Genomic DNA, 26,599 nt, shown 5'->3' with positions numbered 1-26,599 from the left:
GAGTCCGTTTATGCGTCGCCTGCTGGAACCATAGGCGTAGACCGAGATACTCTCAGCGAAGCAGGGGAGAGGTCACCATGGCCTTGCGTACCACGCGCGAAGCGCTGTCTCGCATCTTTTACCAGCGCTGCTTCTGGCTGTTCGGCGTGCTGGTTATTCTCATCGGCGCGGTGTCGTTCGTGCCGGCGAGCGATAGCGGCCGGCTCGTTCTGAACGTCGTCAACATGTTCCTCCTCATAGCGACCGTGGCAGCGGTCGGCCGCACGACCCTGCCGTTCGTGATGGCGCTGGTTTTTGCCATTCCGGCCATGTGGTTCCAGTACCTCGGCCTGTGGCACGACGACGATCGCAGCCTCGCTGTATCCTGGATGTTCAGCACCGTGCTGTATTTCATCACGGTCGTATATCTTCTGCGCTACGTGTTCCAGCCCAAAATCATGACGCCGGACAAGCTGTTTGGCGCCGCGGCGGCGTATCTGTTGATCGGTGTCCTCTGGGCGTACGTCTACGCGAGCATCGGATTTTTCTATCCGCAGTCTTACATGATCGTCGGGCAGCCGGGGCGGCTCGTTTATTCCGACGCGCTTTACTTCAGCATAACCGTCCTCACGAGCACGGGCTTCGGCGACATCACGCCCCTCACGCGTCCGGCACGCGGCATGTGCATGGTCGAACAGATCACCGGCAGCTTGTTCGTCGCGATCCTGATCGCCCGCCTCGCCGGCGTGTACCCTCCGCGAGAGAGTTATACCGACGACAAATCCTAGGTACCCGCACCGTTTGCGCCACGGGCTCTTTGCCAAACGTTTGCGTGATTACGCGCTGTATTTATCCCGGGATATGCGGCTTCGCCTCGCTGAATTTCGATTGAGATTAGCGACGATAATCTATTGCCATCTCAAGCAATATTCTGTCTAATGCATTCAAACTAATAAGTCTGATTTATTTTGGCTCGCTGACACAGTCGACCGGGGGTTCACTCCATGCACTCTCTGCTGCCACTTAAGACGCAGGTGCGCCGTCATGCGCGTACGCTCGCCGGGTATTTTCCAGCTCCATTCACACGCGACGCATCGAACGGTGTCGACATCCTCGGTGTCATGACCCCCAGGTTGCTGAACGGCAACACGCTGCTGAACCTCAACTACAGCGAAGTGGACCGCTTCACCGACAAGACCCGCGCGACGGGCACACTGTTCGTCGGAATAGGCGAAGACTTCGTGCGCGTCGCTACTTCGGTCAAAAAGCAAACGGGCGAGCGAGCTGTGGGCACAGTACTCGACCGCTCGCACCCCGGCTATCGGATGCTGCGCTCCGGGCAACCCTATACCGGATACGCCACGCTATTCGGCAAGCAATACATGACACGGTACGAGCCGATCCGGGATAGTACCGGCGAGGTCATCGGCGCGATGTACGTCGGACTCGATGTCAGCGATGTGTGGAACCTGTCGATTGGAGGCAGACTCGCGCTGCTGACCTTGGCCGCCAATAGCGCATTCCTGCTGGGCTATGGCCGGCTGCTGCAGGCAGTGATCCCCGCCGACCGGCCGGGACCGGCAGCGGCGTTGTCTCCTTTCCTGCAAACCGAGGTGATCGGCTTCGGGTTACTCGGCGCGCTGCTGGTCAGCGCGCTGGTCTACGTGACGACCCGGCGCGGTCTCGGCATGCAACTGCTCGAAGCCAAAGCCGCCGCGGAAAAACTGGCGGCCGGCGACTTGACCGCCCAGGTGCATGTCAGCCGGCGTGACGAGTTGGGCCAGTTGATGCAGGCAATGAACGGCATCAGTGTCGGTCTGGCCTCGGTAGTCGGCAACGTGCGACGTGCCTCCGATATGATCGCCACGGGCGCGCGCGAAATTGCAGCCGGCAACGCGGAGCTTTCCTCCCGCACCGAGGCGCAGGCTGGCTCGCTCGAGGAAACCGCTTCGACGATGGAGCAATTGACGGCGATGGTCCGCGCCAATGCTGACCGCGCTGCGCACGCCAACCAGCACATCGCCTCGGCCTCCGATCTCGCGGTCAAAGGCGGCGACGTGGTGGGCCATGTGGTCACGACCATGTCGTTGATCCGCGGCAGTTCACACAAGATCGTCGACATCATCGGCATGATCGACTCAATTGCTTTTCAGACCAATATCCTTGCTTTGAACGCGGCGGTCGAGGCGGCACGCGCCGGCGACCAGGGACGCGGCTTTGCGGTAGTCGCCGCCGAGGTACGCAGCCTGGCCCAGCGCAGCGCCATGGCCGCCAAGGAAATCAAGGCGCTGATCACTGACTCGGTCGGCAACGTCAAAACAGGCGGCGAACTGGTCGACCAGGCTGGCCGGGACATGACCGAAATCGTCACGGCCGTCGATAGTGTGGTCGCCCTGATGGGCGAGATTACCCACGCGAGCAACGAGCAAAGTACCGGCATCGGGGAAATCAACCGCGCGATCGGGCAGATGGATGAACGGCTCCAGCAAAACGTTGCCCTGGTCGAGCAGGTGGCAGCCGCGGCCGCCAGCATGCAAGAACAGGCGTGCACACTGGAAGATGCCGTGCAGGTATTTCGCCTGGTAAGCGATGCGCCAAACCGGCATTCGCGGCCAGTGCCGCCATCCCCGGTTACCGTGGAGCAACGCAGAGTACCGCAGGTTCGGCAGCGAGGTGGATCACTAACCTGAAAGGGGGGAATGTAGCGGCACGGCCGCCTACGTGTGCGCGATACTTCCCAGAGTCGTAAATGAAATCGCCATTGAGATGGGTCAGTGCGATCCTGGCAGCCTTAACGGTCTTTGCCCTGTTTGCCCTGCCGTTGCCTGGGTTCGTCAACCTTACGACGAAGATTGTCACCGTGATCTCGATCGAACGACCGGACACGGTCGTTTTCGACTACGTGACGACACCGTCGCACTGGCCCAATTGGCACCCGTCGTCGCTATCCGTTAGGGGGGCGACCGATCACTCGTTAGACGTTGGCGAACAGGTCACGGAAGAATTTCGCGTCGCGGGTCGCCGGGGGAGCGTCGTGTGGACGGTTGCCGTGCGGGATCGTCCGCGCGAATGGGTGATTGTCGGCACCATAGATGGCAAGTCCGCCGGCCTGGTGAGCTACTCGCTCACTCCCGAAGCGTCCGGGACGCGATTCGAGCGTGAGTTCATATACCGCGCACCGTCACTCTGGTTTGAGGCGGTGAATGTCTTGTTCGTGCGAGCGCGAATCCAGCAGGAATCAGACACGGCGGTCGCACGGCTGAAGAAAACGTTGGAAACGATGCCGTAGATCTCACTGCACGACATCCACGGCCAGAACTTCCCGGCGCTATTTAGCGCGCGCGTTGTACCACTCGACAGCGTCTTCGCCGGCGGGGATGTTGAACGGGCTCGATGAATCGGTGGCGGCGAGCCAAACGGCTTCGGCGACATCCGATGCGTGGGTGACGGTCGTCTCATTCTCCCAGTGCGCAAAAATCTGCTGCACGAGTGCGCTGTACGGCTCGGGAAAGCCGCTTTTCATGCGTGCCTGCGCGTTCTCGCCGAAGCGCGTGGAAGGTGCGCGTCCTGGCAGCACGACACGCACGCGCACATTGAACTGCTCCAGTTCGAGCGCGAGCGATTCGCTGAACGCGTTGACCGCGGACTTGCTCGCGGTATAGACGGACAGCAAATGCAGCGGTCTGCACGTGACGGTCGAGGTGACGTTGACGATCACGCCTTCGCGGCGCTCGCGGAATTGCGGCAACACAGCCTGTGCCATCGCGATGGTGCCGAGCGTATTGGTCTCGAAGATATCGCGCGCGGTGTCCATCGGCGTACCTTCGAGAGCGTTCAGAAAGCCGATGCCCGCGTTGTTGACCAGCACGTCGATGGGACCGGCTGCATCAATGGCGGCGCGAGTGCTTTGCGGATCCTTCACATCGAGCATGAGGATCGAAAGACGATCGGAGCGCGGCAAAACATCTTCGCGCGGCGTGCGCATCGTCGCGATCACGCGCCAGTCGCGATCCAGAAAATAACGCGCGATTTCGAGGCCAAATCCGGACGAGCATCCGGTAATCAAGACGGTCTTCATGTCGACTCCTGTGGTCGGTGACAGTCCCTCCACGATACGTCGTGACCGGCCGGATTAGCTACAATCGAAAGTCCACGTTTCATTCGAGATCGTCCGATCATGATCGACCCGCTAGCCGAAGTCGTCACATTGCTCCAGCCGACACCCACGTTCTCGAAAGTGGTCAGCGGCGCGGGGCGCTGGCGCGCGAGCCGCACGGAAGTCGGACAGCCGTTCTATTGCGTGGTGCTCGAAGGGTCGCTTCGACTATCCGTCAATGGCGGCGAGCCGCACATTCTTCAGGCCGACGACTTCGTGCTCGGGCCCCAGGTTTTCAGCTTCGCGATGTCGAGCATCAATCCGCCCGACGATGACGACGTCTCCGATATTGCGCCCACGCTGCTGCCCGACGGCAGTTTTCGTTTCGGCGATGCGTCGGCCGCGCCGGAAGCTCAATGGCTTGCTGGCCTCTGCGCTTTTGGTTCGCCGGATGCGGCCTTGCTCGTCTCGCTTCTGCCCGAGCTCGTGCTCGTGCGCGGCGATAGCAGGCTGGCGACGCTCGTCAAGCTCGTGCGGGACGAATCGCGCGCGCAGCGGCCCGCGCGCGAGGTCGTGCTGGCGCGCCTGCTCGAAGTGCTTTTCATCGAAGCGTTGCGATCGACGCAAACGGGTGCATCGCCCGGGCTCGTACGCGGTCTCGCCGATGCCCGTCTCGCGCTCGCCATCCGCCAGATGCACGAAAGCCCGGAAAAGCCCTGGACGATCGCGCAACTCGCGAAAGCCGCCGCGCTTTCACGCTCGTCTTTCTTCGATCGATTCAGCCGCGCAGTCGGCGTCGCGCCGATGGAGTATCTGTTGTCGTGGCGCATGGCCATCGCCAAAAACCTGCTGCGCCGAAACGAAGTTGGCGTCGCGACGATCGCGGCGCGCGTGGGCTATAGCTCGGCAAGCGCATTCAGCGTCGCGTTCACGCGTCATGTCGGCCTGCCGCCGACGCAGTATGCTCCGAAAGGAAGTGGCATAGCCGAAGAATGACTTTCCATATTCGTTTTTCTTGGTTCTGCTGCGCCTCAACCCCCTATAGATTGTGCGTTCAAAAATTTTAATAACTTACGCACGCTCGACATGTTCAAAAGACGTCTGATAGCTCTGGTCGCACTTCCATTCATCGTGGATGCCTGCGGAGGAAGCAGTATTACGGATAGCCCAAACCCTTTGGCGACCCAGGATCAGCTGGCCGCCGAGAAACTCGCAATCGCTGTCGTTCAAGCGCCCGCTGTGATTGCGGCGAAAGCGACGCTTAAAGCAACGTGGCTAGCGGCTGCTCAGGCAACCGGCGGTGTATCAGATGAGGCGTTGACAAATCTCGATGAAGCGGTCGATGAGAGCTTGTTCGCCTACGCGCTATCGCTTGCTTCGGGCGACGCCAGTGCCCCGAAGGTGGTTTCGTTTCTTGCAGCTCCGCACAATTGGCACGGAATGAACGTGCCGGGATCGCGGACAACATTTGATAACCCGGACACCATCTACCGCAAGATCCCGGTCGACTCGGCTTCGAGCTACGTCATCACCGGAACAGTCCACGCGCAAAAGCCAGTCGATTTCAATTTCAGCCTCTATAGCAGCACGAGCGCGACGCTCTCCAACCTCGCCGGCGACCAGCTCGTTACCAGCGCGGACGGAAGTTTCGTCATTAACGCTGACCCGTCGTCGGGCGGGTCCGGCAATCATATCCAGCTGGTGTCTGGAGCAGCGTCTATCTTCGTGCGCGATACGATCAACGAATGGGGAGTACAACAGTTCAACAGTCTGGCGATACAGCGGGTGCCGAGTGTCTCGACGCAAGCACAGACCGCGGATACGCTGGCTGCGACCCTCGCAGCGACGCTACAAACTTCGGCTGCGGCGGCGCCCTTCATTGCCTACAACACCCTTGGGTACGCTCAACCGGTCAATACGCTCCCCGCGCTGTCGCTTGGCGGAACGGGCGGGCGCCTCGCGAACCAGGCGGCCACCTATAGTGCATTTCAACTTGCCGACGATGAAGCACTCGTTCTCAACGTCAACCTCGGCGGGGCAAAATACTTCATCGCGCCGGCCTACGGGCGGTGGACGATCACGACCGACTACATTGACCACACCCAGACATTAAACAACACGCAAGCAATACCCAACCCGGATGGCACGTACACGTTCGTGGTATCCCCCAAAGATCCTGGCGTCTACAACTGGGTTGACACTGTTGGTCTGCACCAGGGCTTCCTTAACCTGCGCTGGCAAGGGTTGCCCGCGACAGCCGCTGCGGTGGGACCATCGGCGACGGCCCAGCTTGTGAAGCTGAGCGACCTTCTCAGTGTTCTTCCCTCGACGACAAAGTACGTCACTGCGGCGGACCGGCAAGCACAATTGGCTGCGCGTGCCGCGAGTTACGCATCGCGATACGCACCCTGAGTTTTCGCGTTGGCGTGAATGGAGGGCCAGACGGCGACACTGGATGTCGCCGCCTGCAATATATCGGGGTTATTCGACGCCTGCCCTCATTCAGATGGCTGTGAGTGTGTTGCGGCGCAGCTCAAGCCGCAAGCCGATGAGCGGTCATCGACGGTTGCGCGTTCTGGGGCGGAAATACGCACCAGCAGCCGTCATCGTGCAGAAAGAAAAAGATGGCACGGGTGCCACTCGGCGCCGATGCTTCGACATGCACGTAGCGCCTGCTGCCTCCCTGAATACGGCCAAACTGGACCACACGGATCCGCACGGATGGAGCGGGAGCAAGCCACTTGTCGACCAGATAATGCAGAGACTTCTCGGTGGTGTTCATGGCCATCTCCTTCGACTTCGCCCCTTGGTCAAACTGCCGGCGGCTCGGGTGCAGTGACCGGAGCGCGGCGTGAAGGGTTGATTAAAGACTAAGGCTGCCAATCAATTTATGATAATTAATGTTTTTAACGCAATCTATAAGCTATCAGTTATGTATTCTGATCCGACCATGCACCGCTACCCGATCAAGCCATGCATGCATCACACCAATGCACGGAGATGTTCGACCAGCCGTTTGTGACGACGTCAGAGTTGCGCGAAATCGGAGCACACGTGAACTCGCCGAAGGAAGCAACGGCTCCTGCCCGGAGCGGGCAACCAGGTTCAGAAGCTCGGCGTCGATGCGCTCAATGCGGCCTTCAGGAGGATGAACTGTCCCGAACCATCCGATCATCTGCAAAACCTATACTTGATGTATGCCCGTCGTGCGGGGCGTTACAGAACACATCGAACCTGTCCATGATCACGCTCACCTCTTCCGAACTCGCGCTCTTACAGCACCGGCTCGGCGAGCGCCGTCGCGAGTTGCTGGCGGCGCTGCACGGCGAATACGGAGATCTCGCCGGGGCCCGACCGCCCGAAGCGCTAGGCCCCGAGTCGCATCCCGACGAGACCGCCTCGCGCAAGGCCGGCGACGAGTTGCGCGCGGCGCTCGCGCGGCACGACCGCAACGAACTGCTGCAGATCGACGCCGCGCTGGCACGCATCGCCGCCGGCCTGTACGGCGCCTGCGTCGAGTGCGGGGACCCAATCGGCTATGAGCGGCTTGCCGCCGCGCCCTACACGGCCCGCTGCGTGTCATGCCAGACCGCGTTTGAACAACACCGTCACATCCGCCAGTAAGATGCTCAACGGCGAAACTCCACCGGCAGAAGCAGGCGGATCGTTGTCGCGTGGCTCAGGTGAATTCAGGGAAAAAGGATGGCGGCGTAGTTGCGCGCGCTGTGCAGGACGTGAATGACGTCGATGCGCGCGGGAGGCTCGCCAACGACGCGGTAGAAAATCTGGTGACCGCCATAAACCCGGTGACGCACGCCACGCTCTTCGTAGCGCGGTACGATCGGGAATGCAAAACAGATGTCGGCCAGCCGCGTGCACTTCTCGCGCAACTCGCGCACGAAACCCAGCGCACGACGGGGGTTGTCGCGGGCCATGTAGTCGCCGATCGCCTCAAGGTCGGCCTCAGCGTCAGGAAGAATCTGGACAATCATGGCCTGGTGCTCGCCATCGCACGATACTTTGCTTCAAGCCGGTCGAACACATCTGCGGCGGGCTTGCCCCGTCCTGCCTCGGAGTCGACAATGCCGCGCTCGATGACCGCATCCAGCGCGTTGAGTTGCATTTCGCGATCCTGAATGAGCTTCACGCCTTCGCGCAGGACCTCGCTCTGGGAGCCGTAGCGCCCCGAATTAACCAGCTTCGCGACGTAGCCCTCAAGCTGTTCCCCAAGATCCGCATTGATCATGGCCGTGCCCCGGAACGTTCATCCGCCCATACGCCCCATAAAATATTATAGGTCGATGCTGCGCAGCCGGTCTGCGGGCAGACGCCGGGATATTTGCCTGGCGCTATCTCGCCGATTCACGGCCCCTGTTCACTTGAACGGGAGATCCGATACGTACCCCAAGCTGCGTAGCGGCGCTGCCACGATTCACGGCGATCTCGACGAGCCCGATCGAGTTTTCGTACCAGAAGGCTTGACCGGCCATGACGTCGGAAAAGACCCGGGCATATTCGACGTCGGCATCTGCGATGCTCAGCCGTGCAGTCCTCGGCACCGCTCCAGCCCGCAGCCCCGTCAGTGCATTGCCGTAGTGATCGATGTAGATGATCTCGGCGAGATCCCCCGCATCCAACTGCACACGCAAGCCTGTCGTCTCAACGAGCTTGTCGGGCGGCGACTCGCCGCGGCTGACCCATGCTGCCATCGGGGCGAACAGGTCGCGACCATGAAATGAGGCGGAGAGCGCGGCGGGACGCCAGATGATCCGCCAGGTCCGGGTACGCGCCGCGCGCCCCGCCACGACCGACAGCAGCCCGTTGTCCGGCCCGACGAACCGCTGCCCGTCGGCTTGCAGCACGACGGCATCCCGCTCACTACCCACGCCGGGATCTACCACGGCCAGAAAGACACTATCTGGCGGATACCACGGCGCAAGCGCCGCGAGCAGATGCGCGCCTGCCTGCGAGTTGTAGTTTGGGGCGGTATGCAGCACGTCGATGATGGGGGTGCCGGCTGCAGCATGTCGCAGCAAGGCGACACGTACCTGTCCGACATAGATGTCGTCGGCGCCGAAATCGGTAAAGAGTGCGAGCATCGCATAGCCTCCCTTGGAGTCCTGTACCGCCTTTCAGGTCAGCGTTCCTCGCATCGAGGCGATGAGTAACCGCGATGCGCCTGTCTCCTGTTCCGTTCTGGCCGGGGCAGGGCCTGGCGACGCGTCGCCGTGCGCGGGACAGGTCCCGATTGTAAGACCTCGCTTCGCGGCGGCGAAGTGGTGGCGGACCGCCGTCCGATACCGAAGCCCGACGGTCGGGAACGACATGCGCAGCGCCACTGCGCGGATGTCCTGTCTGGACGCTGAAATGTCGGCGAACTATGCTGAAAGCGTCGCGGCGGTGCGCATTCCGGCGATGGCCTCGCAAAGAGCTTGCTACCTCGAGACGAACGTGACGCCAGGTCGTAACCGGATGCCATCCACACGCCGGAGTGGCGCTGCTGAGATACTCGACTACTGGCGGCGCTGGGAATTGCTTTGGTCTAATGCATGAACTGCATCACGCTGTTTCTGTGCGGGGACGTGATGTTGGGGCGTGGTATCGATCAGATATTGGCGCATCCCAACCGGCCCCATCTCTTCGAGCCGTGCGTGCGTTCGGCGAGAGACTACGTGAGCCTCGCCGAGGCGAAATCCGGCCCCTTGCCGGAGTGTGTCCCATTCGACTATGTGTGGGGCGATGCGCTGCACGAACTGGAGCGAGTGAGTCCTGACGCACGCATCATCAATCTGGAGACGGCCGTTACATGCAGCGAGGACGCATGGCCGGGGAAGGGCATCCATTACCGCATGCATCCTGCCAACGTACCTGTCCTGTGCGCTGCGAAAATCGACTGCTGCTCGCTCGCGAACAATCACGTGCTCGACTGGGGCTACCGTGGGTTGACCGAAACCCTGGATACCCTGCATGCCGCCGCTATTCATACGGTGGGCGCAGGGCAGGACGAGGTCGAGGCGGCCACGCCCGCGCTGATCGACCTGGCGGGCGGCGGCAGAGTGCTGATCTTTGCCTATGCGACGGAAAGCAGCGGCGTGAGTGAGAACTGGGCTGCCGTCCGGGGCCGCGCTGGCGTGAACCGGCTCAAGGATCTGTCCGCCGATTGCGTACGCGCGATCGCGGCACAGGTGCATACGGTCAGGCAGCCTGCCGATATTGTTGTCGTCTCGATCCATTGGGGTGCGAATTTCGATTTCGACATACCCGTGTCGCAGCGACGTTTCGCGCGCGGCCTCATAGATTCGGCAGCGGCTGATGTTGTACACGGGCATTCATCGCATCACGTGAAGGGCATCGAGGTGTATCGGGACAAGCTCATCCTGTACGGCGCCGGCGACTTCATCAACGACTACGAAGGCATCAGCGGTGAGGAATCGTATCGCGGCGACCTCGCGCTGATGTATTTCCCTACCCTCGACCCTGGTACGGGCAAGCTGGTCGAGCTGTCGATGACACCGGTCCAGATACGGCGCTTCTGCATCAACCGGGCGCCTGAAGAAGGCATTCGATGGCTCGAAGAAACGCTCAATCAGGAGAGCCGACCTTTCGGCGCTGGTGTGAAGCGGGGCGCGGACGATACGTTGGTGTTGCGTGCGGTGACTTAGGGCGGTGTCCATTCCAACTCGATCGAATCCAGCCTGATGCCTGGGCAGGAGCATACCTGGGCCGCCTTTATCGATGCACCATCGAATAACTCTGGCGAGCCATGAGATCTCCTTGATGATGTCACTCGAATACGATACGCGGGAAGTAGAGCGAGACGATCCAGTTAGGTCGGTCGACGATTTCGTTGATGCGCAAGTCGGCGCAAACACTGCACAGCAGGTAAGCATCGATTGCACTGATATGGTGTTGTTTCGTCAGCAGGTCGATCATCCCGGATACTGCAGCCCTGGCTCCTTCCATCAGATCCGGACCAATGCCCGTGGTGACCTCGTAGCCGTTTGCGTCCAGGTGACGACTCACGGGGCCCGGCGTGGTGAATCGGGGAAACGGGAGGTTCGCCCCTTTGATCAATTCGAACTCTGCCGCCAGAGATACGGGACTTTCGATCGCCGTTCCGCACACCTCGCCGTCCCCCTGCGCGGCATGCGTGTCGCCGACGGAGAACAACGCACCGTTCACCTCGACGGGAAGATAGAGTTCGGTGCCGGCACAAATGTCGCGGATATCCATGTTGCCACCGACACGGCGGGGTGGAATCACACTATGTACACCCGCTTCATTTGGGGCGAGGCCAATCGTGCCGCAAAATGGCTTCAACGGAACGCGGCCTCCTGGTCCGAACATCGCCGGGGCCGTCAGGTCCGGCTCATATTTCCAGATATGCAGCGCAGGCTCCGGAAACTGATCTGCCAGCAGGCCAAAACCGGGAATGTTCGCCGTCCAACCCCAGCCCGAAGGGGCGAACGATAAGAGCGTCACCTTGACGGCGTCGCCCGGCTCTGCGCCGTCGATATACACTGGGCCGACAACCGGGTTCACCCTTGCAAAGTCCAACCTAGGAATGTCGGCGACAGTCGAGTTGGCGGTGAGTTGTCCGCCGGAAGCGTCTACCGGAAAGAACTCGACGGTTTCGTGTGGCGCGACGGTCAGTACCGGCCTTAGCGAGTTGTCCCATCCCAGGTGGTTCTGATGCTCATGAATCGTGTGGCGCGTGCCGGGCTTTTCGTGCATTGCTCGCTCCTTGGAATGCCGGCTACCAGTCGTTTTATCGGAGCACGAACACCGATCAGCGATCTGTTCGTTGGCCCACGTCACGCATGAAGGTCTTTGCGCGGCCAGGAGCGGACCTTCGCCATCAAAGCAGAAATCGTCGACAATCGACGCGACGTACTCGCAGAAGAGATAAGCCTCGCCAAAACAATTCTTTGATCAGAAGTCGCTCCCAATGAACATCTCCTTCCCTACAACGACGCAATCCGATGTCGACACACTGGTTGCCATTCGTATCGCCGCGATGCGCGAGAGCTTGGAGAGAATCGGTCGTTTCGACCCCCAACGTGCTCGCGAGCGCTTCCTCGCATCGTTCGACCCTGCGCTGTGTCGATTCATAGAGGTCGATGGTGTTCAGTCAGGATTTATTCTGATTCGCCCACAGGAAGGCCACTGGCTCTTGGACCACCTTTACATTCTGCCCCAGCATCAAGGCAAAGGGATCGGCGCAGCCGTCTTGCGGGATGTCTTCGCGAACGCCGACGCGCAACGCATGCCAATCCACGTGGGTGCTTTGCGCGGCAGTGATTCAAACCGCTTCTACCTGCGGTATGGCTTCATACAGAGTGACGAAGCAGAATGGGACATCTACTATGTGCGTGAGCCTGGCCCAGCCTGAAGTAGAACGCTAGCTTGGGTTAGCAGTCATAGTGCGCGGCCGGTCGTTAGTGTCGGCTACAGAAGTTCGAGCATCGCGAAGGCTCGCCATATGCTGCCGAGTGCGGCCAGTTTCGGTCGCTCGACAAGCTACCCTGGATTGCCGACAATCCGTTCAGGAACGATAGGTCGAGGGATTTGATGCTGACAGGTGGATGCTACTGCCGTGCCATCCGGTATGAGATTCATTCGACTCCGTTCGACACGACGCTTTGCCACTGCGCCACATGCCGGAAGGTATCGGCAGCGCCAGCGGTTGCCTGGTTCAGTGTAAGCAAGGACGGACTCCGTTGGGTACAAGGCACTCCAAAGACGTTTGAATCCAGCCCGGGGGTTCTTCGCGCGTTTTGCGGTGATTGCGGGACGCCATTGGCTTATGCAAACGCCGAATCGCCCGACGTGGTGGATGTTTCGACCTGCTCCCTCGATGAACCTGGCGAAGTTCCTCCAGCGACTCACACCTGGATCAAGTACCGGCTAACCTGGGATAGGACAGCGGACGGTCTGCCTGAATATCCCGAAGCCGGTTAGCCCTGCCGTTTGTTGACATATTCCAATGTCCTACTGCTGACAAATCGATCGTCCACGATAACTCGTGAGATTCCGACCAAGTGAGGCAGTACGCGGCCAGGAAGCGACCTTCGATGATGATAGCTAGATCCTCGACAATCGGCCCTCAAAACGCCGCCGTACGTTCCTAACAATGCAATCAAATTTCATCGGCGAATTCGTCAAGAAATCGCTGCAACCGGTCGTGGCGAAGCTTGGCCAAACGGGCGCCGGTGACGGTTTGAAAGTCGGACGCAAGCTTCAGTAATTTCGTGTGGAAGTGATCGATCGCATATCGCGTGTCATCAAGAGCTCTTTCCGATGCGTGGGGATCTGTGGAGTCATACAAAGCACTGCCCATTCGCCCAGCAACATAGAAGCAACGCGCAACCCCTAGCATTCCGATCGCATCAAGTCGATCGGCATCTTGTAGCGATCTTGCCTCGACTGTCGTCGGCACGACACCGGCCGAAAAGCTATGTGCCTCGACAGCATGCGCCACAGCTTGGATCTTCGCCTCCGGCCAATCCAGGGACTTCAGCACTTGAGCAGCCTTTTCGGCCGATAGGCGCGATGCCTGCGCTCGAAGCGGCGAATTTTTCTCTACCGCCACGCAGTCGTGCAGTAACGTTGCCGCAAACAAAACTTCGGGATCTCCGCCTTCCTCAGCATGTATAGCTGCCGCGTTTTTCCAGACACGTTGTAAGTGCGAAGTGTCATGGGAACCGTCACCATTAGCCTCGCTCCAGTAAGCCAGCAAGGATTTGGCCAGTTCTTGAAATGGTGCAAACGCAGCTGTCGTCATAGGTGTCGTAGGTTAAAAGCGGGACGTTAATTATCACCTGGAAGTTAACCATACGAGCTGCCGGCTAAATCGAGAAACTGCGACTTACGAATGTCGGCTTCCGGGGATTCCGACTGTCCGCCGTGGGCGGCGGATGCCTTTCGGATATTCGCTGCAATCAGCGATTGATCAGGGGCTGCGTTGGACCGGGGTCGGCCAGTTGCGGACATAGGTCGGCGAACAGTGAACGTCTGCTAGAGCGCGGAGAACGGCCTGAGTTAGACATCGTTGTTATCCCTCCCTATCCACGAAATGGATACTCCCTTAAGAAATGCCTTTCGCTGCCGTAGTTAAGAGAATTACTCTTAGTTGAACGGCGGAGGTAAGCTTGAAACTGTGGTTTTGGATATCAATCAGTGTACTTTCCATAGCTCTGACCGGATGCGCGAGCCCTCCGCTTGTTGCAACGCCGTTGCCCGAAGCGCGCGTTGGCGTCCACAGCTTTGCCGAGATGTCTTATCTACCACTTTCGCTAAACGACGCGAAGACCATTAGATTCGATGCGGATACATCGCCGGTCGGTCGATTTCCGGACGGACTCGGCGTGTATGCAGCTTTTTCAATCGAGCAACAGCCGTCCGTGTCTGTCTTGCGTATACGAACGTGGGCTTCAAACGAGTGGTTGCCGCTCGCAACGATCCTCAAACCCTACGTAATGTTCCTTGACGAAAGCAAGCGCGTCATCAGCGACGTCGAATCATTCAAAGGCAGAGAGGGGGTGAGCTTCTTTGCGGGAGGTTACAAAGAAGGTTATTTCCCCATTCCGCGCACAGCTCGATACTTCATTGCGTATTCGGCTTCGTCGGAGTCTGATCGGTTGGTGCTGTCGAGTGCAAACGGAAAGCTGTGGGCGATCCCCAATGCGTACAGCGGCAAGATCGAGGTCAGACAGGAGTTGTTGCCGCAATGAAAGCAACAGGACGAGCAATGAGCCTCTTGGCTCGCATATCGATGTTGGCATCCTGCTGCCTCGCTGCTGGTTGCGTCACAACAAACTACGTGCCTCCTCCCGGTGTACCGACGGCAAATATTCGCTTCCGAGAGATTGGCGAAGGAGCGTTCTTTCTTTATCAACCGCCTGCATTGCCGGGTTGCTATCTGCCTAGCGATCCACTGGGCGGTGCGCTTGGTGGCGAGCCCATCGGCGTGGCGGACGTTCCTCCCAAGAACGACCATACAATAATTCTCATTCCTGGCCATCGACAGCAGCCGCGACTGGATATGCCAATCGACGGCGCCTATATCGCGCGGAGTTACTTTGAAATCAGGATGCAAGCGGATCATTTGCTGACCCTGCGCGTCGTCCTTCCGGGGCGAGATCAATTCGATAATGCATTCCGCTTTACGCCGAAATCTGGGGAAAACTATGAAGTAACGGTTCAGCCGGGGACGCCACTTAAGGTCAATGTCTATCACATTGACAACCACGACGGACGCTACAACGAAAAGCCAGTTGATGATCTTGAAATCATTCGACGATGTTCGTGAACGTCCCACACGAGCGGCCGTTTCGAAGAGAGGTTCAGTCATATAGCGTGATGCGACGAGCGTCCACAACGGGTGGCGTGCTGCCGATCGCAGCCTTGCGAGGCTCAGGCTGTGTATGCGAATTGCCTCAGGCTGTACCCGGCCCTGATCGGCCAGTCAACATCGGCGCGTAGACCGTCAACAATTGCCCGGATGTATATGTGCAGTGGGAGCACGTGAGTTACCGCAGTATCATCATGCGCGCAAGCCAATCTAGACATCAGCAATCGACGTCAAACATGACCACTAAGAAACTGTTCTATTACCCCAGCAACGCAAGCATGGCCCCCCACATTGTTCTGGAAGAAATCGGCCAGCCTTTCGGGTTAGTGCTTGTAGATCGCACGCTGGATGAGCATAAGTCGGCGGACTATCTACGACTGAATCCCAACGGATTGATTCCTGTATTGGTTGATGGCGACATGGTGCTGTATGAGACGGCAGCCATTTGCCTGCATTTGGCCGACACACATCCAGAAAGCGGAATGGCGCCCGCACTGGCAACGCCGGAACGGGCCCAGTTCTACAAATGGCTCATGTGGTTGACGAACACACTGCAAACGGCGTTGATTGTCTATTTTTATCCCGAGCGTTGGGTGGATGCCAACAACGTGCTGGGCGCGAACCAAGTGCAAACTCATGCCGAATCGAAGATCGGCATCTTGCTTGACCAGTTGGAGTCGCAACTTCAATCGAGCGATGGCCCTTGGTTGCTGGGGGACCAATACACGATCCTTGATCCGTACGTATTCATGCTCTGCCGATGGACAAGGGGCTTCACGAAACCCGCGCGCGTATGGCCACTGCTCGGTCAGTATTTGCAACGGATGCTAACGCGACCTGCGATCCAGCGCGTGATTAAAACGGAAGGGCTTGCAGCGCCATTGGTGTAATACGATGTGGCCTCACGACCGACGAGTGACCGACCGCTTTCGAGAAGTTCGACCGACCGATCCGGGTCGACTTATGCCTTCCGGATATTTGCTGCAATCAGCGATTGATCGGGGTCAGTGTCGGACCGGGGTCGGCCAGCTAGAGACGTTCGACGTTGCGATGACGATCGTCGACAATCGGTGCCCCCTGTATGTCAGATGCCGGGAGAGGGGGCGCCGCTTGGCTGCATCACGGCGCACAACGCGGTATGGGCACTATCAAGCGGCTGCCTTCCCTCTCGCGCGAGGTTCACTGCCGGCGCCATCCAGGAATGAGCGCGTGCAACCCGCGAACAATGCAGATAAGATCGCCTCTCGCCACCGGCCAAGGCAGGATGCACAAACAGCAGGGTATCTCACCTCCAATACCTGCGAAGTCGGCCTCGGAACATATTAGCCTTCTTGCAAACGAGATAATGACGCTTCCTTCCCGCCTTCCTCTTGTTCAAGCGCCGATGGTCGGTTCTCTGAGCCCTCTGACAATCGCCGTCAGCGAGGCAGGTGGTCTGGGTTCGCTTGCTTGTGCCGCGCTCAGCCCGGCACAACTACGCGAACAGATCGCCTCAATTCGCGCGGGAACGTCAGCTCCGTTCAACGTCAATTTCTTCTGTCACACTCCGCCGAGCCTGGATGAGGGAGCCGAAGCGAAATGGCACGAATTACTCGCCCCCTATTACAGGGAAATCGGCCTTGATTTGTCCGCTGTCCGGAGAGGACCGGGTAGGGCGCCTTTCGACGAGGTCATGTGCGATGTGATAGAAGAGACTAGGCCACCTGTTATCAGCTTCCATTTTGGGCTGCCCGACGAGGACCTGCTTGCTCGGGTAAGGAATACCGGTGCGATGATTCTGTCTTCCGCGACGACGGTCGAAGAGGCGCGCTGGCTTGCGGATCGCGGTGTCGACGCTATCATCGCGCAGGGCGCAGAGGCTGGCGGCCATCGCGGCATGTTCCTTACCAGCGATATCAATGCGCAGCCCGGTTTGTTCGCGCTTTTGCCGCAGATCGTCGACGCGGTGAGTGTGCCCGTCATTGCGTCGGGCGGGATTGCTGACGGAAGGGGGATTGCAGCGGCCTTTGCGCTCGGCGCGAGTGCTGTGCAGATAGGAACGGCCTACTTGCTAACACCTCAGGCAGGCAGGTCCGGCATTCACCGCGCAGCCTTGCGTGCCGCGCGTGACGACATGACAAGGCTGACTAATCTTTACACGGGTCGGCCGGCACGCGGATTGATGACCCGCTTCATGCTCGAACAAGGGCCGATGAACGCCGTTGCCCCCTCATTTCCGCTGGCAACTGGCGCCGTGGATCCGCTTCGCGCCGCGTTCGAACAAAGTGGATACAGCGATTTTTCGCTTCTCTGGGCCGGTGAAGCGGCAGCACTGGCGCGCGAGGACGATGCGGGGCTTTTAACACGTCGATTCTGGGAGGAAGCGCTGAAATGCGCATCTGGTCTTCAGTTGTAGCAGAGCATGAGCTAGAGGCGACAGGAACCGGCCATACGGGTGCAGACATCGTTCACAGCGCTTTCATCCGGTGCCACGCAGGTTCAAAGACGACACGTCTGCTTAACCGTAGGTGTGATCTGGACCACTCCGATAGGCTTCTCTGCGGCTTCGACGAGATTGCAATCCGTGGAGACTGCCTGACCTTAGTAGACACCCGGCAGCTTGGCACTCGTTGATGCGGATCACCTTAAGACGTAGGAGTGAATGTCTGCTATTGAAGAAGTCGAGGGATTACGGTGGGCAAAAGTCGGCCCGTTGGAGCCGTACAAGCCAACGTCACAACTGCCCGTTCACGAAAGAATATGAACCAGTAGCAATCGTCGTGATACCGCAATGAATCTGCGTTTGAGAAGGCGACGAAAAGAACGCACCGGCAAGCACCGTCGCGCGCCCAACAAATATCCGCCTCACGCGACCGTCTAACAGTTGTACGGCTCTGCGGCTGGCGATAGAGGGGCATCGAGCTTTCTATCAAGCGACTTGCGGTCCGCCGTATCCCTCGATAATTACGAGGTCTAGTATCGCAGCCTGCAATCTATGCAAAAGGGCAGCTTGATACTCATCCGAGCGCCAACAATCCAGAGCAGCCTGGTATGACGGGAACTCCACCACTGTGTTGCGTGACCGGCTGGTCCCTTCGGGATTCTCGAAAGTACCGGCACGAACCAGAAAACGCGCCCCATACTTCTCCAATGCCGCGACATTAGCGCCCGCGTAAGCATTGAATTTCTCCTGATCTGTAACGTCAACCCGCACGATCCAGTAACCCTTGTTCATATCGTTTCCCCGATTCTTTAGTCATGCGCCAATATTCCGACGGTCTCTAACCCGCGTGCACTGCCGCGCGCGCTGTAGCTTACGAAGCTGGTGGATCGCACTGTATAATTTCGGCGGTGCAACGTAAATGCGCAACACTGAAAACACTCATTGCGACTGTGCAATACGAAATTAGCCCAACCGATTTATCTATCCTGCTTGCGCTGGTGCGCGCTCGGACCTTGGCCGACGCTGGTGCACTTCTGGGTATGAATGCCTCAACGGTTTTTCGTGCTGTGCAGCGTCTGGAACGCGGCGCGGGAGAACGACTTTTTGAGCGAACGCGTGCCGGATATCGTCCGACCGAATTAGCTACCCAGCTTTCCCTTCATGCGGAAATCATCGAGACCGCGTTGGCGCAGGCGCAGAGTGATTTCGCCTCGCCCGATCATCAGTTGACCGGCACAGTTCGTGTCAGTGCGGTAGACGCAGTGCTGCAAGCGTTTGTCGTTCCCGCATTGGTGGCGATTCGGGCGGAGCATCCCCGGCTCAACATTGAGCTATTGGCGTCAAATGAGCCCTTCAGCCTTACTCACCGCGAAGTCGATATCGCGTTACGCTCGACTAACCGTCCACCGCAACACGTAATTGGCAAGCAGCTCGGCTCAATCCGGTTTGGCGTCTTTGGTGGGCGAGCTTTGGCGCGCAACTTCGAGCGTGATTCACCAATTTCCGCGCAGGGGCTGGCCGACCTCCCTTGGATAACCGTGGACTACACCATGCCTGAGCATCCCGGGGTCAATTGGCGGAAACGGTTCTTTCCAGATGTGAGGCCCGCGCTACAGGCCAATACGATGCAGATGGTGGCACACATGATCGAGCAAGGGCTAGGAGTCGGAGTCCTTGCGCTCTTTCATGCCCGGGGAAACAAAAACCTGGTCCCCCTCAAGCTTCCGCTAGAGGACTGCAAGATTGACCTGTGGTTGCTGACACATCCTGAGTCGAGGCATTTACGGCGCATAGCGGAAGTTGCCGCTCGCATCGAAGCGCATGTGTTGCTTGATGGTGGGCTTCCGTGAAATAGCAAAAGCTCCAGTAGCAAAGCAGCGATGCGAAGTTCTGACCGCGATCTGTGAGCGTTTCGGCCATGAAGCGCTGCGCGGGCCGCACGAGTGAAAGACCGATTCTCGGCAAGATTTTTGACGTTCGGAGCAGATCGATGAACGGCAGCTTCGGGTCGACCTGAACCGGAAGCTATCGGGCAGTGACCCGCCTCATTGAGGCGTTCGATGCAGTCGCGTAGATGATTGACAATCGGTAGGCCTCTGCCACTATCGCGCCCGTTCATACGGCGAAAGATCAAAGCATGAAGCGATTTGCAACATTACTGTTTTCTCTATGTGCGATCTCCGCGCTTGCACAGGCAGGCACGCAAAACGACTCGGGCGCTGAAGCTCTGCCAACATCTGCCCGGTGGGTATCTGCCAACGAAATACCTTGCCAGTACGGCTTGCCGACAAACACTTCCTACGGGACAGTGCCGCAACGGAACGCCGACTGACATTAAGTCCACCTTGACATGCCTCGCGGTTCGAGACGGCGTCAATGATTGATCGCTCACAACTGAAACAACACGCGGTTGACGGTGCTTGAGCGACTGCTTCGGAAAAGTGTGACCGTCTGTAGTGGCGATACCGTTCAGCGCAGGGCGGTCGTGAACCGTACGCCGTCGACCGCCTTTGGGGGATGGTTCGAATACCGGAACCAATGGTTAAGCGCCCCCCACAATTCGTTGCTGATTTTTCGTTTCGCCATGTCGCCAAGATGTGGCGTCCACGGCTTGATGTCCAGCTTGTGCAAGCGGTTCTAAGTCGCCCGCTGCCCCCCCGCAATCACCCGCTCCAACGACAGCTTCAAATGACGCTGCATCGCCGCCTGCGCCTGAATCGCGTCATGCGCTTCCAGCGCTTCGAGAATCACGAGATGTTCATCGGGCACAGCACCCCACGTCGTTTCGTTTTCGAAGTGGCCGCGCAGCTTTTCCGACAGCGGACTATGCCGCGCATCGAATAGCGAGCTGACGGTGCGCACGAGCACTTCGTTGCCGGACATCTGCGCGATCGCGAGATGGAACGCACGATCGGACGCGACCGGAATTCTGCCGGCCTTCACTTCGCGCTGCATCTCGTTGTAGATGGCGCGCAGCATCTTCAGGTCTTTCGGTTTGCAGAACGGCGCGACGCTCGCGACGATCGAGCCTTCGATCAGGCAGCGCGCGCCGAGGATGTCGAGCAGGCTGTCGCCGAGTTCTGCCTGCGACAGCGACGCACCGCTCTGCACGGACGGCGCCGCGCACAGATAGACGCCCGAGCCCATGCGAATCTCGACGAGCCCTTCCAGTTCGAGCGCGACCAGTGCTTCGCGCACCGACGGCCGCGACACGCCGAGTGTCTCCGCCAGCGCGCGCTCGGGCGGCAGGCGGCCGTTCGGCGCGAAGTCCGGCTGAGCGATCAGATCGCGCAGTTTTTCCGCGATCTGAAGATAGAGACGGCGAGTGTCGGCAGGTTTGGCGGTCACGAAACGTATTCCGGCGATAGAGCTTGTGCAAGCCCGATAAGGCGAGCGCCGATTGTAGATCGAAGCGCCCGGTGCGCAAACCGTGGCCCTCGGGCAGCCTGCGGGTTTCCCCAATTTCTCGTAAATTGGCTTGACCAGTATCGCATGTGCCGTTATTTTTGCAAATTGGTAAGGCCGGATTGGCGCTCGACGAGTCGCCTTCCGGTTCGCTTCGCATCCCGATACCCGATCAATTCCTCCACGACGATGAAGACAGTCATTTGCGAACAACCCGGCCAGCTCGCGCTCGCCGAACGTGCGATGCCCAACCCCGGCCCCGACGACGTGCTGATCCGCATCCGGCGAGTCGGCATCTGTGGTACCGACTTCCATATCTTCACCGGCAATCAGCCGTATCTGTCGTATCCGCGTGTGATGGGGCACGAGCTTGCCGGCATCGTCGAAGCGGCGCCGGCCGGCGCGCGCGTCAAGAGCGGAGATCAGGTGTACGTGATGCCGTATCTGTCGTGCGGGCGCTGCGTGGCCTGCCGCGCGGGCAAGGGCAATTGCTGCGTGAACATCCGCGTGCTAGGCGTCCATACCGACGGCGGCATGACCGAGTACCTCGCGGTGCCGCAGGCGTTCGTCTTCAAGGCCGACGGCGTGACGCTCGACGAAGCCGCGATGCTCGAGTTTCTCGCGATCGGCGCACACGCGGTCGCACGCGCCGACGTGCAGGCTGCGCAGCGCGTGCTGGTCGTCGGGGCCGGTCCTATCGGCATGGCCGCGACGATCTTCGCGAAGCTGCGCGGCACCGAGGTAAGCGTGCTCGATGGCCGCGCGGATCGCTTGTCGGTGTGCGCCGGCGCGTTGCAGGCGGATCACACGGTGCTGCTCGACACCACCAACGCCGCGACCGATGCCGCCGAACTCGCCGCGTTGACCGATAACGAATTCTTCGACGTGGTGTTCGACGCCACCGGCAACGTGAAGGCGATGGAGCGCGGGCTGCAGTTCGTCGCGCATGGCGGCAAGTACGTGCTGGTGTCGATCGTCACCGAGCGCATTTCGTTTGCCGATCCCGAGTTTCACAAGCGCGAAACGACCTTGCTCGCGAGCCGCAATGCGACCGTCGCCGACTTCGAAACGGTGCTCGCCGCGATGCGCGCGGGCAAGATTCCGACGGCGGCGCTCAATACGCATCTGGTCGAACTCGGCAATCTGCCGAGCGAGTTTCCCAGGCTGCTGAAACCGGATGCCGGCGTCATCAAGGCGCTGGTCGCCTGCTGAGCGAGCGGGGGCAACGGACGATGCGGACGATGCGGACGATAGGCAACCCGATTCTTCAATTTGGCACGAGCCGCTTTCTGCAGGCGCACGCCGATCTGTTCGTCTCGGAGGCACTCGATGCGGGCCGCGCGCTAGGCCACGTCACCGTCGTGCAGACGACGGCCAATCCCGAGAGCCTCGCGCGCATCGATGCATTGCGCGCGCACGGGCAGTACGACGTGCGCATCCGCGGCGTGCGCCGCGAAACGGTGATCGATACGACCACGGGATGTCACGCGATCACCGAGGCATTGAACGCGAATACCGATTGGCCGACGGTGGTCGAGCGCTTCGCGCGCGATGCGCGAGTCGTGATCTCGAACACCGGCGACCGAGGCTACGAGTGTTTCGCCGACGACACCGCCGAGCTACTGCGCAACGCGGCAAGCGTGCCGCGTGGCTTCGCGGCGAAGCTCGTGGTGCTGCTGCATGCGCGCTTCAAAGCCGGCGCCCCGCCGCTGACGCTGCTGCCGTGCGAACTCGTATCGGGCAACGGCGACACGCTGCGTGGCCTCGTCGCCGATATCGCGCGTGGCTGGGGCGCGGGGTCCGAATTCGTGCGCTATATCGAGCACACGTGCATCTGGGTCAATTCGCTGGTGGACCGCATCGTGTCCGAGCCGATCCGGCCGGTCGGCGCGGTTGCCGAACCCTACGCGTTGTGGGCGATCGAGCGGCGTGCCGGCATGGTGCTGCCGTGCGAACACGAAGCGATGATCGTCACCGACGACCTGTTGCACTACGAGCGCCTGAAGCTGCTGCTGCTCAATCTCGGTCATACGTGGCTTGCCGAGCGCTGGCAGGCCGACGCACGCGATCCGGACGAGAACGTGCTGCACGCAATGCGCGATCCGCTGTTGCGTGCCGATCTCGAATCGCTATGGCGCGACGAGGTGCTGCCGGTCTTCGATGCGCTCGGTCAGGGCAGTGCCGCGCGCGTCTATCTCGACGACGTGCGCGAACGTTTCGAAAACCCGTTCCTCGATCATCGCCTCGCCGATATCGCGCGCAATCACGAGCAAAAAAAGCAGCGGCGTTTCAAGCCGCTGATCGAGCTCGCGCGCGAGCTTGGCGTGCAGGTCGAGCAACCGCGTCTGAACGCGGCGCTTGCCGCGTGGTTCATCAAATAGATGCCAGCCAAGGAGGAGACAGTTTCATGAAGAAGATGCGTTGGGTAGTGATTTTTCTGTGCTTTCTCGCGATCGCCGTGAATTACATCGATCGTGCGAATCTCGCGGTCGCCGCTCCGCAAATCGAAAAGGCGCTCGGCATCGGCCCCGCCGAGATGGGCTTCATCCTGAGCGGCTTCTTCTGGACCTACGCGTTGATGCAGATGCCGTTCGGCTGGTTCGTCGATCGTGTCGGCGCGCGCATCGCGCTGCCGCTCGCGGTCGGATGGTGGTCGGTGTTTACCGCGGCCACCGCGGTCACGACCAGCGTCGCGGGGATGTTCGGCTGCCGGCTGTTGCTCGGCGTCGGCGAGGCGGGCGCGTATCCGTCCTGTACGAAGCTCGTCAGTCAATGGTTCCAGTCCAGGGAGCGTGCACTCGCAACGAGTATCTTCGATAGCGGCTCGCGGGTCGGCTCCGCGCTGTCGATTCCCGTGGTCGCGCTGATCATCGGCACGCTCGGCTGGAAGGCGGCTTTTATCCTCACCGGCTTGCTCGGCGCGGTGTGGATCGTCGGCTGGTTCGTGATTTATCGCAATCCCACGCATGACGCGATGGAAACCACACGCGACGCTGCGCCAGCGGCTCATGCAAGAGGAGGCAAGAACGTGACGTGGGCGTCGCTGTTTCGTCACCGCACACTGTGGGGGATGATGCTCGGCTTCTTCTGTCTGAACTTCGTGATCTACTTCTTCATCACGTGGTTTCCGAGCTATCTCGTGCAGACGCGCGGCTTCTCGCTGAAATCGCTCGGCACGCTCGGCATGATTCCGGCGCTGATCGCGATTCCAGGCGGCTGGCTCGGCGGCTATGTGTCCGACGCGCTGTTCCGGCGCGGCTGGAGCCTGACGGCCGCGCGCAAGACCTGTATGGTCGGTGGCATGCTGTTGTCGTCGGTGATCACGCTGTCGGCGTTCACGGAGAACACCTATCTGATGCTCGCGTTCTTCGGCATCGCCTATGGCAGCCTCGCGTTCGCCGCGGCGAGCATCTGGTCGTTGCCCTGCGACGTCGCGCCGACGCCGCGCCATGTCGCATCGATCGGCGGCATCCAGAACTTCGCGTCGAATCTGGCGGGGATCGTGATTACCACGTTCACCGGCGTGATGGTCGCCATGACCAAGGGCTCGTTCACGATTCCGCTCGTTGTGGCGGGCGGTTTCTGCTTTCTTGGTGCGTTCAGCTATCTTGTCATCGTGGGGCGCATCGAGCCGCTGTCGCTGGAGTCGGACAGTCGCGATTTGCCGGAGGGCGCCCGCTCCACGGTGTGACGTATTCTGTTTCAACGCTTTTGAATAACCCTGCTTTCGAGGCTCTTCATGTCGACTCAAGCTAGCGTCGCGTCCGCGATCATCCGCCTGCATCCCGGCGACGACGTCATCATCGCGACCCGGCAGTTGTTGCCGGGCACGCGCATCGACGCGGAACAACTGGTCGTCGCCGGGCTGATTCCACCGGGGCACAAGGTCGCGACGCGCGACATCGCGAAAGGCGAGCCGGTCAAGCGCTACAACCAGATCATCGGCGTCGCGCGTGAGGCGATCGCGCGCGGCCAGCATGTTCACACGCACAATCTCGGCATGTCCGAGTTCGCCCGGGAGCACGCGTTCGGTGTCGATGCGCGGCCGACGGTCTATGTCGACGACCCGGCGCATTTCATGGGCATTCGTCGCGACGATGGACGGATCGCGACGCGTAATTACATCGGCATCCTGACGAGCGTGAACTGCTCGGCCACGGTCGCGCGCGCGATCGCCGATCATTTCCGCCGCGACGTGCATCCCAACGCGCTCGCCGACTACCCTAACGTCGACGGCGTGATCGCATTGACGCACGGACTCGGCTGCGGCATCGACATGCAGGGCGAGGGGATTGCGATCCTGCGCCGCACGCTCGCCGGTTACGCGGTGCATCCGAACTTCGCGTCGGTGCTGTTCGTCGGGCTCGGCTGCGAGACGAACCAGATCGACGGCGTGCTCGCGGCGGGCGGCCTCGACGCCAGCACGAAGAAACTGCGCAGCTTCACGATCCAGGACAGCGGCGGCACGCGCAAGACGATCGAGCGCGGCATTGCGATGGTGCGCGAGATGCTCGCCGACGCGAACCGCGTGCAGCGTGCGCCGGTGCCGGCCTCACATCTATGCGTCGGTCTGCAGTGCGGCGGGTCGGACGGCTACTCGGGCATCTCCGCCAATCCCGCGCTCGGCGCCGCGGTCGATCGGCTCGTGCGGCATGGCGGCACGGCGATCCTGTCGGAAACGCCCGAGATCTATGGCGCCGAGCATCTGCTGACGCGCCGCGCGACGAGCGCGGCGGTCGGCGAGAAACTGCTCGCGCGCATCGCGTGGTGGCAGGACTATTGCGCGCGCAATGGCGGCGCGATGGACAACAACCCATCGGCGGGCAACAAGGTGGGCGGCCTGACGACGATCCTCGAAAAATCGCTCGGCGCGGTCGCGAAGGGCGGCACGACGAATCTGGTCGACGTCTACGAATACGCGCAGCCGATCGCGGCGAAGGGCTTCGTCTTCATGGATTCGCCGGGCTACGACCCGGTGTCGGCGACGGGGCAAGTCGCCTCGGGCGCGAACCTGATCTGCTTCACGACCGGGCGCGGCTCCGCTTATGGCTGCGCGCCGTCGCCGTCGCTGAAGCTGGCGACCAACACCGCGTTGTGGCAGCGTCAGGAGGACGACATCGATATCAATTGCGGTGGCGTGATCGATGGCAGCGCGAGCATCGATGAACTCGGCGAAGCGATCTTCCGCATGATGCTCGACTGTGCGTCCGGCACGCGCACGAAGAGCGAACTGCACGGCTATGGGCAGAGCGAATTCGTGCCGTGGCAGGTCGGCGTGGTGACCTGAGCCGGTGCATGGCAGCGACACGACTGAATAACTACATAGATCACGCACTGGAGGCTG

General features: G+C 60.3%; 27 protein-coding genes. 18 read left to right on the top strand and 9 right to left on the bottom strand.

Features of this window, described 5'->3' with window-relative positions; genetic code table 11:
• The first annotated feature begins 77 nt into the window (after positions 1 to 77).
• The 3 genes from L0U81_RS28015 (at position 78) to L0U81_RS28005 (ending at position 3,268) form a co-directional block, all read left to right on the top strand.
• Positions 78 to 767: a potassium channel family protein gene (locus tag L0U81_RS28015; RefSeq protein WP_233808317.1), complete on the top strand. Its 690-nt coding sequence runs from the start codon at positions 78 to 80 to the stop codon at positions 765 to 767.
• A 216-nt stretch (positions 768 to 983) separates the two neighbouring features.
• Positions 984 to 2,669, top strand: a complete 1,686-nt coding sequence (locus tag L0U81_RS28010; RefSeq protein ID WP_233808313.1) for a methyl-accepting chemotaxis protein — start codon at positions 984 to 986, stop codon at positions 2,667 to 2,669.
• Positions 2,670 to 2,728: 59 nt separating this feature from the next.
• The gene (locus L0U81_RS28005) at positions 2,729 to 3,268 is read left to right on the top strand and encodes an SRPBCC family protein (RefSeq protein WP_233808310.1); all 540 of its coding nucleotides are present in this window, start codon (positions 2,729 to 2,731) and stop codon (positions 3,266 to 3,268) included.
• A 39-nt stretch (positions 3,269 to 3,307) separates the two neighbouring features.
• Here L0U81_RS28005 and L0U81_RS28000 read toward each other — a convergent pair whose 3' ends face one another.
• Positions 3,308 to 4,057 carry an SDR family oxidoreductase gene (locus tag L0U81_RS28000; protein ID WP_233808308.1) on the bottom strand — a complete coding sequence of 250 codons (750 nt, stop codon included), beginning with the start codon at positions 4,055 to 4,057 and terminating at the stop codon, positions 3,308 to 3,310.
• A 99-nt stretch (positions 4,058 to 4,156) separates the two neighbouring features.
• On the opposite strand from L0U81_RS28000, the gene L0U81_RS27995 reads away from it, so the two are divergent.
• The gene (locus tag L0U81_RS27995; protein ID WP_233808304.1) at positions 4,157 to 5,071 is read left to right on the top strand and encodes an AraC family transcriptional regulator; all 915 of its coding nucleotides are present in this window, start codon (positions 4,157 to 4,159) and stop codon (positions 5,069 to 5,071) included.
• Between the two features lie 90 nt (positions 5,072 to 5,161).
• The gene (locus tag L0U81_RS27990) at positions 5,162 to 6,487 is read left to right on the top strand and encodes a DUF1214 domain-containing protein (RefSeq protein WP_233808303.1); all 1,326 of its coding nucleotides are present in this window, start codon (positions 5,162 to 5,164) and stop codon (positions 6,485 to 6,487) included.
• A 121-nt stretch (positions 6,488 to 6,608) separates the two neighbouring features.
• Here L0U81_RS27990 and L0U81_RS27985 read toward each other — a convergent pair whose 3' ends face one another.
• Positions 6,609 to 6,857 carry a hypothetical protein gene (locus tag L0U81_RS27985; protein WP_233808302.1) on the bottom strand — a complete coding sequence of 83 codons (249 nt, stop codon included), beginning with the start codon at positions 6,855 to 6,857 and terminating at the stop codon, positions 6,609 to 6,611.
• A 458-nt stretch (positions 6,858 to 7,315) separates the two neighbouring features.
• Here L0U81_RS27985 and L0U81_RS27980 point away from each other — a divergent pair, with 458 nt between their 5' ends.
• Positions 7,316 to 7,699 carry a TraR/DksA family transcriptional regulator gene (locus tag L0U81_RS27980; RefSeq protein ID WP_233808301.1) on the top strand — a complete coding sequence of 128 codons (384 nt, stop codon included), beginning with the start codon at positions 7,316 to 7,318 and terminating at the stop codon, positions 7,697 to 7,699.
• A gap of 65 nt (positions 7,700 to 7,764) precedes the next feature.
• Here L0U81_RS27980 and L0U81_RS27975 read toward each other — a convergent pair whose 3' ends face one another.
• From L0U81_RS27975 to L0U81_RS27965, 3 genes are all read right to left on the bottom strand, one after another.
• The gene (locus L0U81_RS27975) at positions 7,765 to 8,067 is read right to left on the bottom strand and encodes a type II toxin-antitoxin system RelE/ParE family toxin (RefSeq protein ID WP_233808300.1); all 303 of its coding nucleotides are present in this window, start codon (positions 8,065 to 8,067) and stop codon (positions 7,765 to 7,767) included.
• On the bottom strand, positions 8,064 to 8,321 hold the full coding sequence (locus L0U81_RS27970) for a type II toxin-antitoxin system ParD family antitoxin (protein ID WP_233808299.1): 258 nt from the start codon (positions 8,319 to 8,321) through the stop codon (positions 8,064 to 8,066). Before L0U81_RS27970 ends, L0U81_RS27975 begins: the two co-directional genes overlap by 4 nt.
• 103 nt (positions 8,322 to 8,424) lie before the next feature.
• On the bottom strand, positions 8,425 to 9,174 hold the full coding sequence (locus L0U81_RS27965; RefSeq protein WP_233808298.1) for an SAM hydrolase/SAM-dependent halogenase family protein: 750 nt from the start codon (positions 9,172 to 9,174) through the stop codon (positions 8,425 to 8,427).
• 450 nt (positions 9,175 to 9,624) lie between these two features.
• Here L0U81_RS27965 and L0U81_RS27960 point away from each other — a divergent pair, with 450 nt between their 5' ends.
• Positions 9,625 to 10,737 (top strand): CapA family protein, encoded by a 1,113-nt coding sequence (locus L0U81_RS27960; protein WP_233808296.1) that lies wholly within the window; start codon positions 9,625 to 9,627, stop codon positions 10,735 to 10,737.
• Positions 10,738 to 10,858: 121 nt separating this feature from the next.
• Here the strand turns inward: L0U81_RS27960 and L0U81_RS27955 are convergent, their stop codons facing one another.
• Positions 10,859 to 11,809 (bottom strand): acetamidase/formamidase family protein, encoded by a 951-nt coding sequence (locus L0U81_RS27955; RefSeq protein WP_233808294.1) that lies wholly within the window; start codon positions 11,807 to 11,809, stop codon positions 10,859 to 10,861.
• A 214-nt stretch (positions 11,810 to 12,023) separates the two neighbouring features.
• Here L0U81_RS27955 and L0U81_RS27950 point away from each other — a divergent pair, with 214 nt between their 5' ends.
• Positions 12,024 to 12,467, top strand: coding sequence for a GNAT family N-acetyltransferase (locus tag L0U81_RS27950; RefSeq protein ID WP_233808292.1), 444 nt, complete (start codon positions 12,024 to 12,026; stop codon positions 12,465 to 12,467).
• Positions 12,468 to 12,646: 179 nt separating this feature from the next.
• Positions 12,647 to 13,036: a GFA family protein gene (locus tag L0U81_RS27945; protein WP_233808289.1), complete on the top strand. Its 390-nt coding sequence runs from the start codon at positions 12,647 to 12,649 to the stop codon at positions 13,034 to 13,036.
• Between the two features lie 178 nt (positions 13,037 to 13,214).
• Here L0U81_RS27945 and L0U81_RS27940 read toward each other — a convergent pair whose 3' ends face one another.
• A complete protein-coding gene (locus tag L0U81_RS27940; protein WP_233808286.1) occupies positions 13,215 to 13,859 on the bottom strand; it encodes an HD domain-containing protein in 645 nt (214 codons plus the stop codon).
• Positions 13,860 to 14,226: 367 nt separating this feature from the next.
• Here L0U81_RS27940 and L0U81_RS27935 point away from each other — a divergent pair, with 367 nt between their 5' ends.
• The 4 genes from L0U81_RS27935 (at position 14,227) to L0U81_RS27920 (ending at position 17,823) form a co-directional block, all read left to right on the top strand.
• A complete protein-coding gene (locus tag L0U81_RS27935) occupies positions 14,227 to 14,808 on the top strand; it encodes a hypothetical protein (RefSeq protein ID WP_233808284.1) in 582 nt (193 codons plus the stop codon).
• Complete coding sequence (locus L0U81_RS27930; RefSeq protein WP_233808282.1) at positions 14,805 to 15,386, top strand: hypothetical protein; 582 nt, start codon at positions 14,805 to 14,807, stop codon at positions 15,384 to 15,386. Before L0U81_RS27935 ends, L0U81_RS27930 begins: the two co-directional genes overlap by 4 nt.
• 278 nt (positions 15,387 to 15,664) lie before the next feature.
• Positions 15,665 to 16,318 (top strand): glutathione S-transferase family protein, encoded by a 654-nt coding sequence (locus L0U81_RS27925; protein ID WP_233808280.1) that lies wholly within the window; start codon positions 15,665 to 15,667, stop codon positions 16,316 to 16,318.
• Positions 16,319 to 16,773: 455 nt separating this feature from the next.
• Positions 16,774 to 17,823, top strand: coding sequence for an NAD(P)H-dependent flavin oxidoreductase (locus L0U81_RS27920; protein ID WP_233808278.1), 1,050 nt, complete (start codon positions 16,774 to 16,776; stop codon positions 17,821 to 17,823).
• A 513-nt stretch (positions 17,824 to 18,336) separates the two neighbouring features.
• Here L0U81_RS27920 and L0U81_RS27915 read toward each other — a convergent pair.
• Entirely contained in the window at positions 18,337 to 18,642 is a 306-nt protein-coding gene (locus tag L0U81_RS27915; RefSeq protein WP_233808276.1) for a DUF1330 domain-containing protein, read from the bottom strand.
• Between the two features lie 158 nt (positions 18,643 to 18,800).
• On the opposite strand from L0U81_RS27915, the gene L0U81_RS27910 reads away from it, so the two are divergent.
• Entirely contained in the window at positions 18,801 to 19,700 is a 900-nt protein-coding gene (locus L0U81_RS27910) for a LysR family transcriptional regulator (protein WP_233808275.1), read from the top strand.
• Positions 19,701 to 20,487: 787 nt separating this feature from the next.
• Here the strand turns inward: L0U81_RS27910 and L0U81_RS27905 are convergent.
• The gene (locus tag L0U81_RS27905) at positions 20,488 to 21,198 is read right to left on the bottom strand and encodes a FadR/GntR family transcriptional regulator (RefSeq protein ID WP_233808274.1); all 711 of its coding nucleotides are present in this window, start codon (positions 21,196 to 21,198) and stop codon (positions 20,488 to 20,490) included.
• A 246-nt stretch (positions 21,199 to 21,444) separates the two neighbouring features.
• On the opposite strand from L0U81_RS27905, the gene L0U81_RS27900 reads away from it, so the two are divergent.
• Genes L0U81_RS27900 through L0U81_RS27885 form a run of 4 tightly spaced genes read left to right on the top strand, consistent with a single transcriptional unit; the run spans position 21,445 to position 26,542 of the window.
• On the top strand, positions 21,445 to 22,467 hold the full coding sequence (locus L0U81_RS27900; protein WP_233808273.1) for a zinc-binding alcohol dehydrogenase family protein: 1,023 nt from the start codon (positions 21,445 to 21,447) through the stop codon (positions 22,465 to 22,467).
• A 38-nt stretch (positions 22,468 to 22,505) separates the two neighbouring features.
• Complete coding sequence (locus L0U81_RS27895) at positions 22,506 to 23,636, top strand: mannitol dehydrogenase family protein (protein ID WP_233810023.1); 1,131 nt, start codon at positions 22,506 to 22,508, stop codon at positions 23,634 to 23,636.
• Positions 23,637 to 23,662: 26 nt separating this feature from the next.
• Positions 23,663 to 24,946, top strand: coding sequence for an MFS transporter (locus tag L0U81_RS27890; protein WP_233808270.1), 1,284 nt, complete (start codon positions 23,663 to 23,665; stop codon positions 24,944 to 24,946).
• A gap of 48 nt (positions 24,947 to 24,994) precedes the next feature.
• Positions 24,995 to 26,542 (top strand): UxaA family hydrolase, encoded by a 1,548-nt coding sequence (locus L0U81_RS27885; RefSeq protein WP_233808269.1) that lies wholly within the window; start codon positions 24,995 to 24,997, stop codon positions 26,540 to 26,542.
• Positions 26,543 to 26,599 lie beyond the last annotated feature (57 nt).

It is taken from the genome of Paraburkholderia sp. HP33-1 (assembly GCF_021390595.1).
GTDB lineage: Bacteria > Pseudomonadota > Gammaproteobacteria > Burkholderiales > Burkholderiaceae > Paraburkholderia.
Note: the sequence above shows the minus strand (reverse complement) of the source record. Positions and strands in the feature narration are given on the sequence as shown.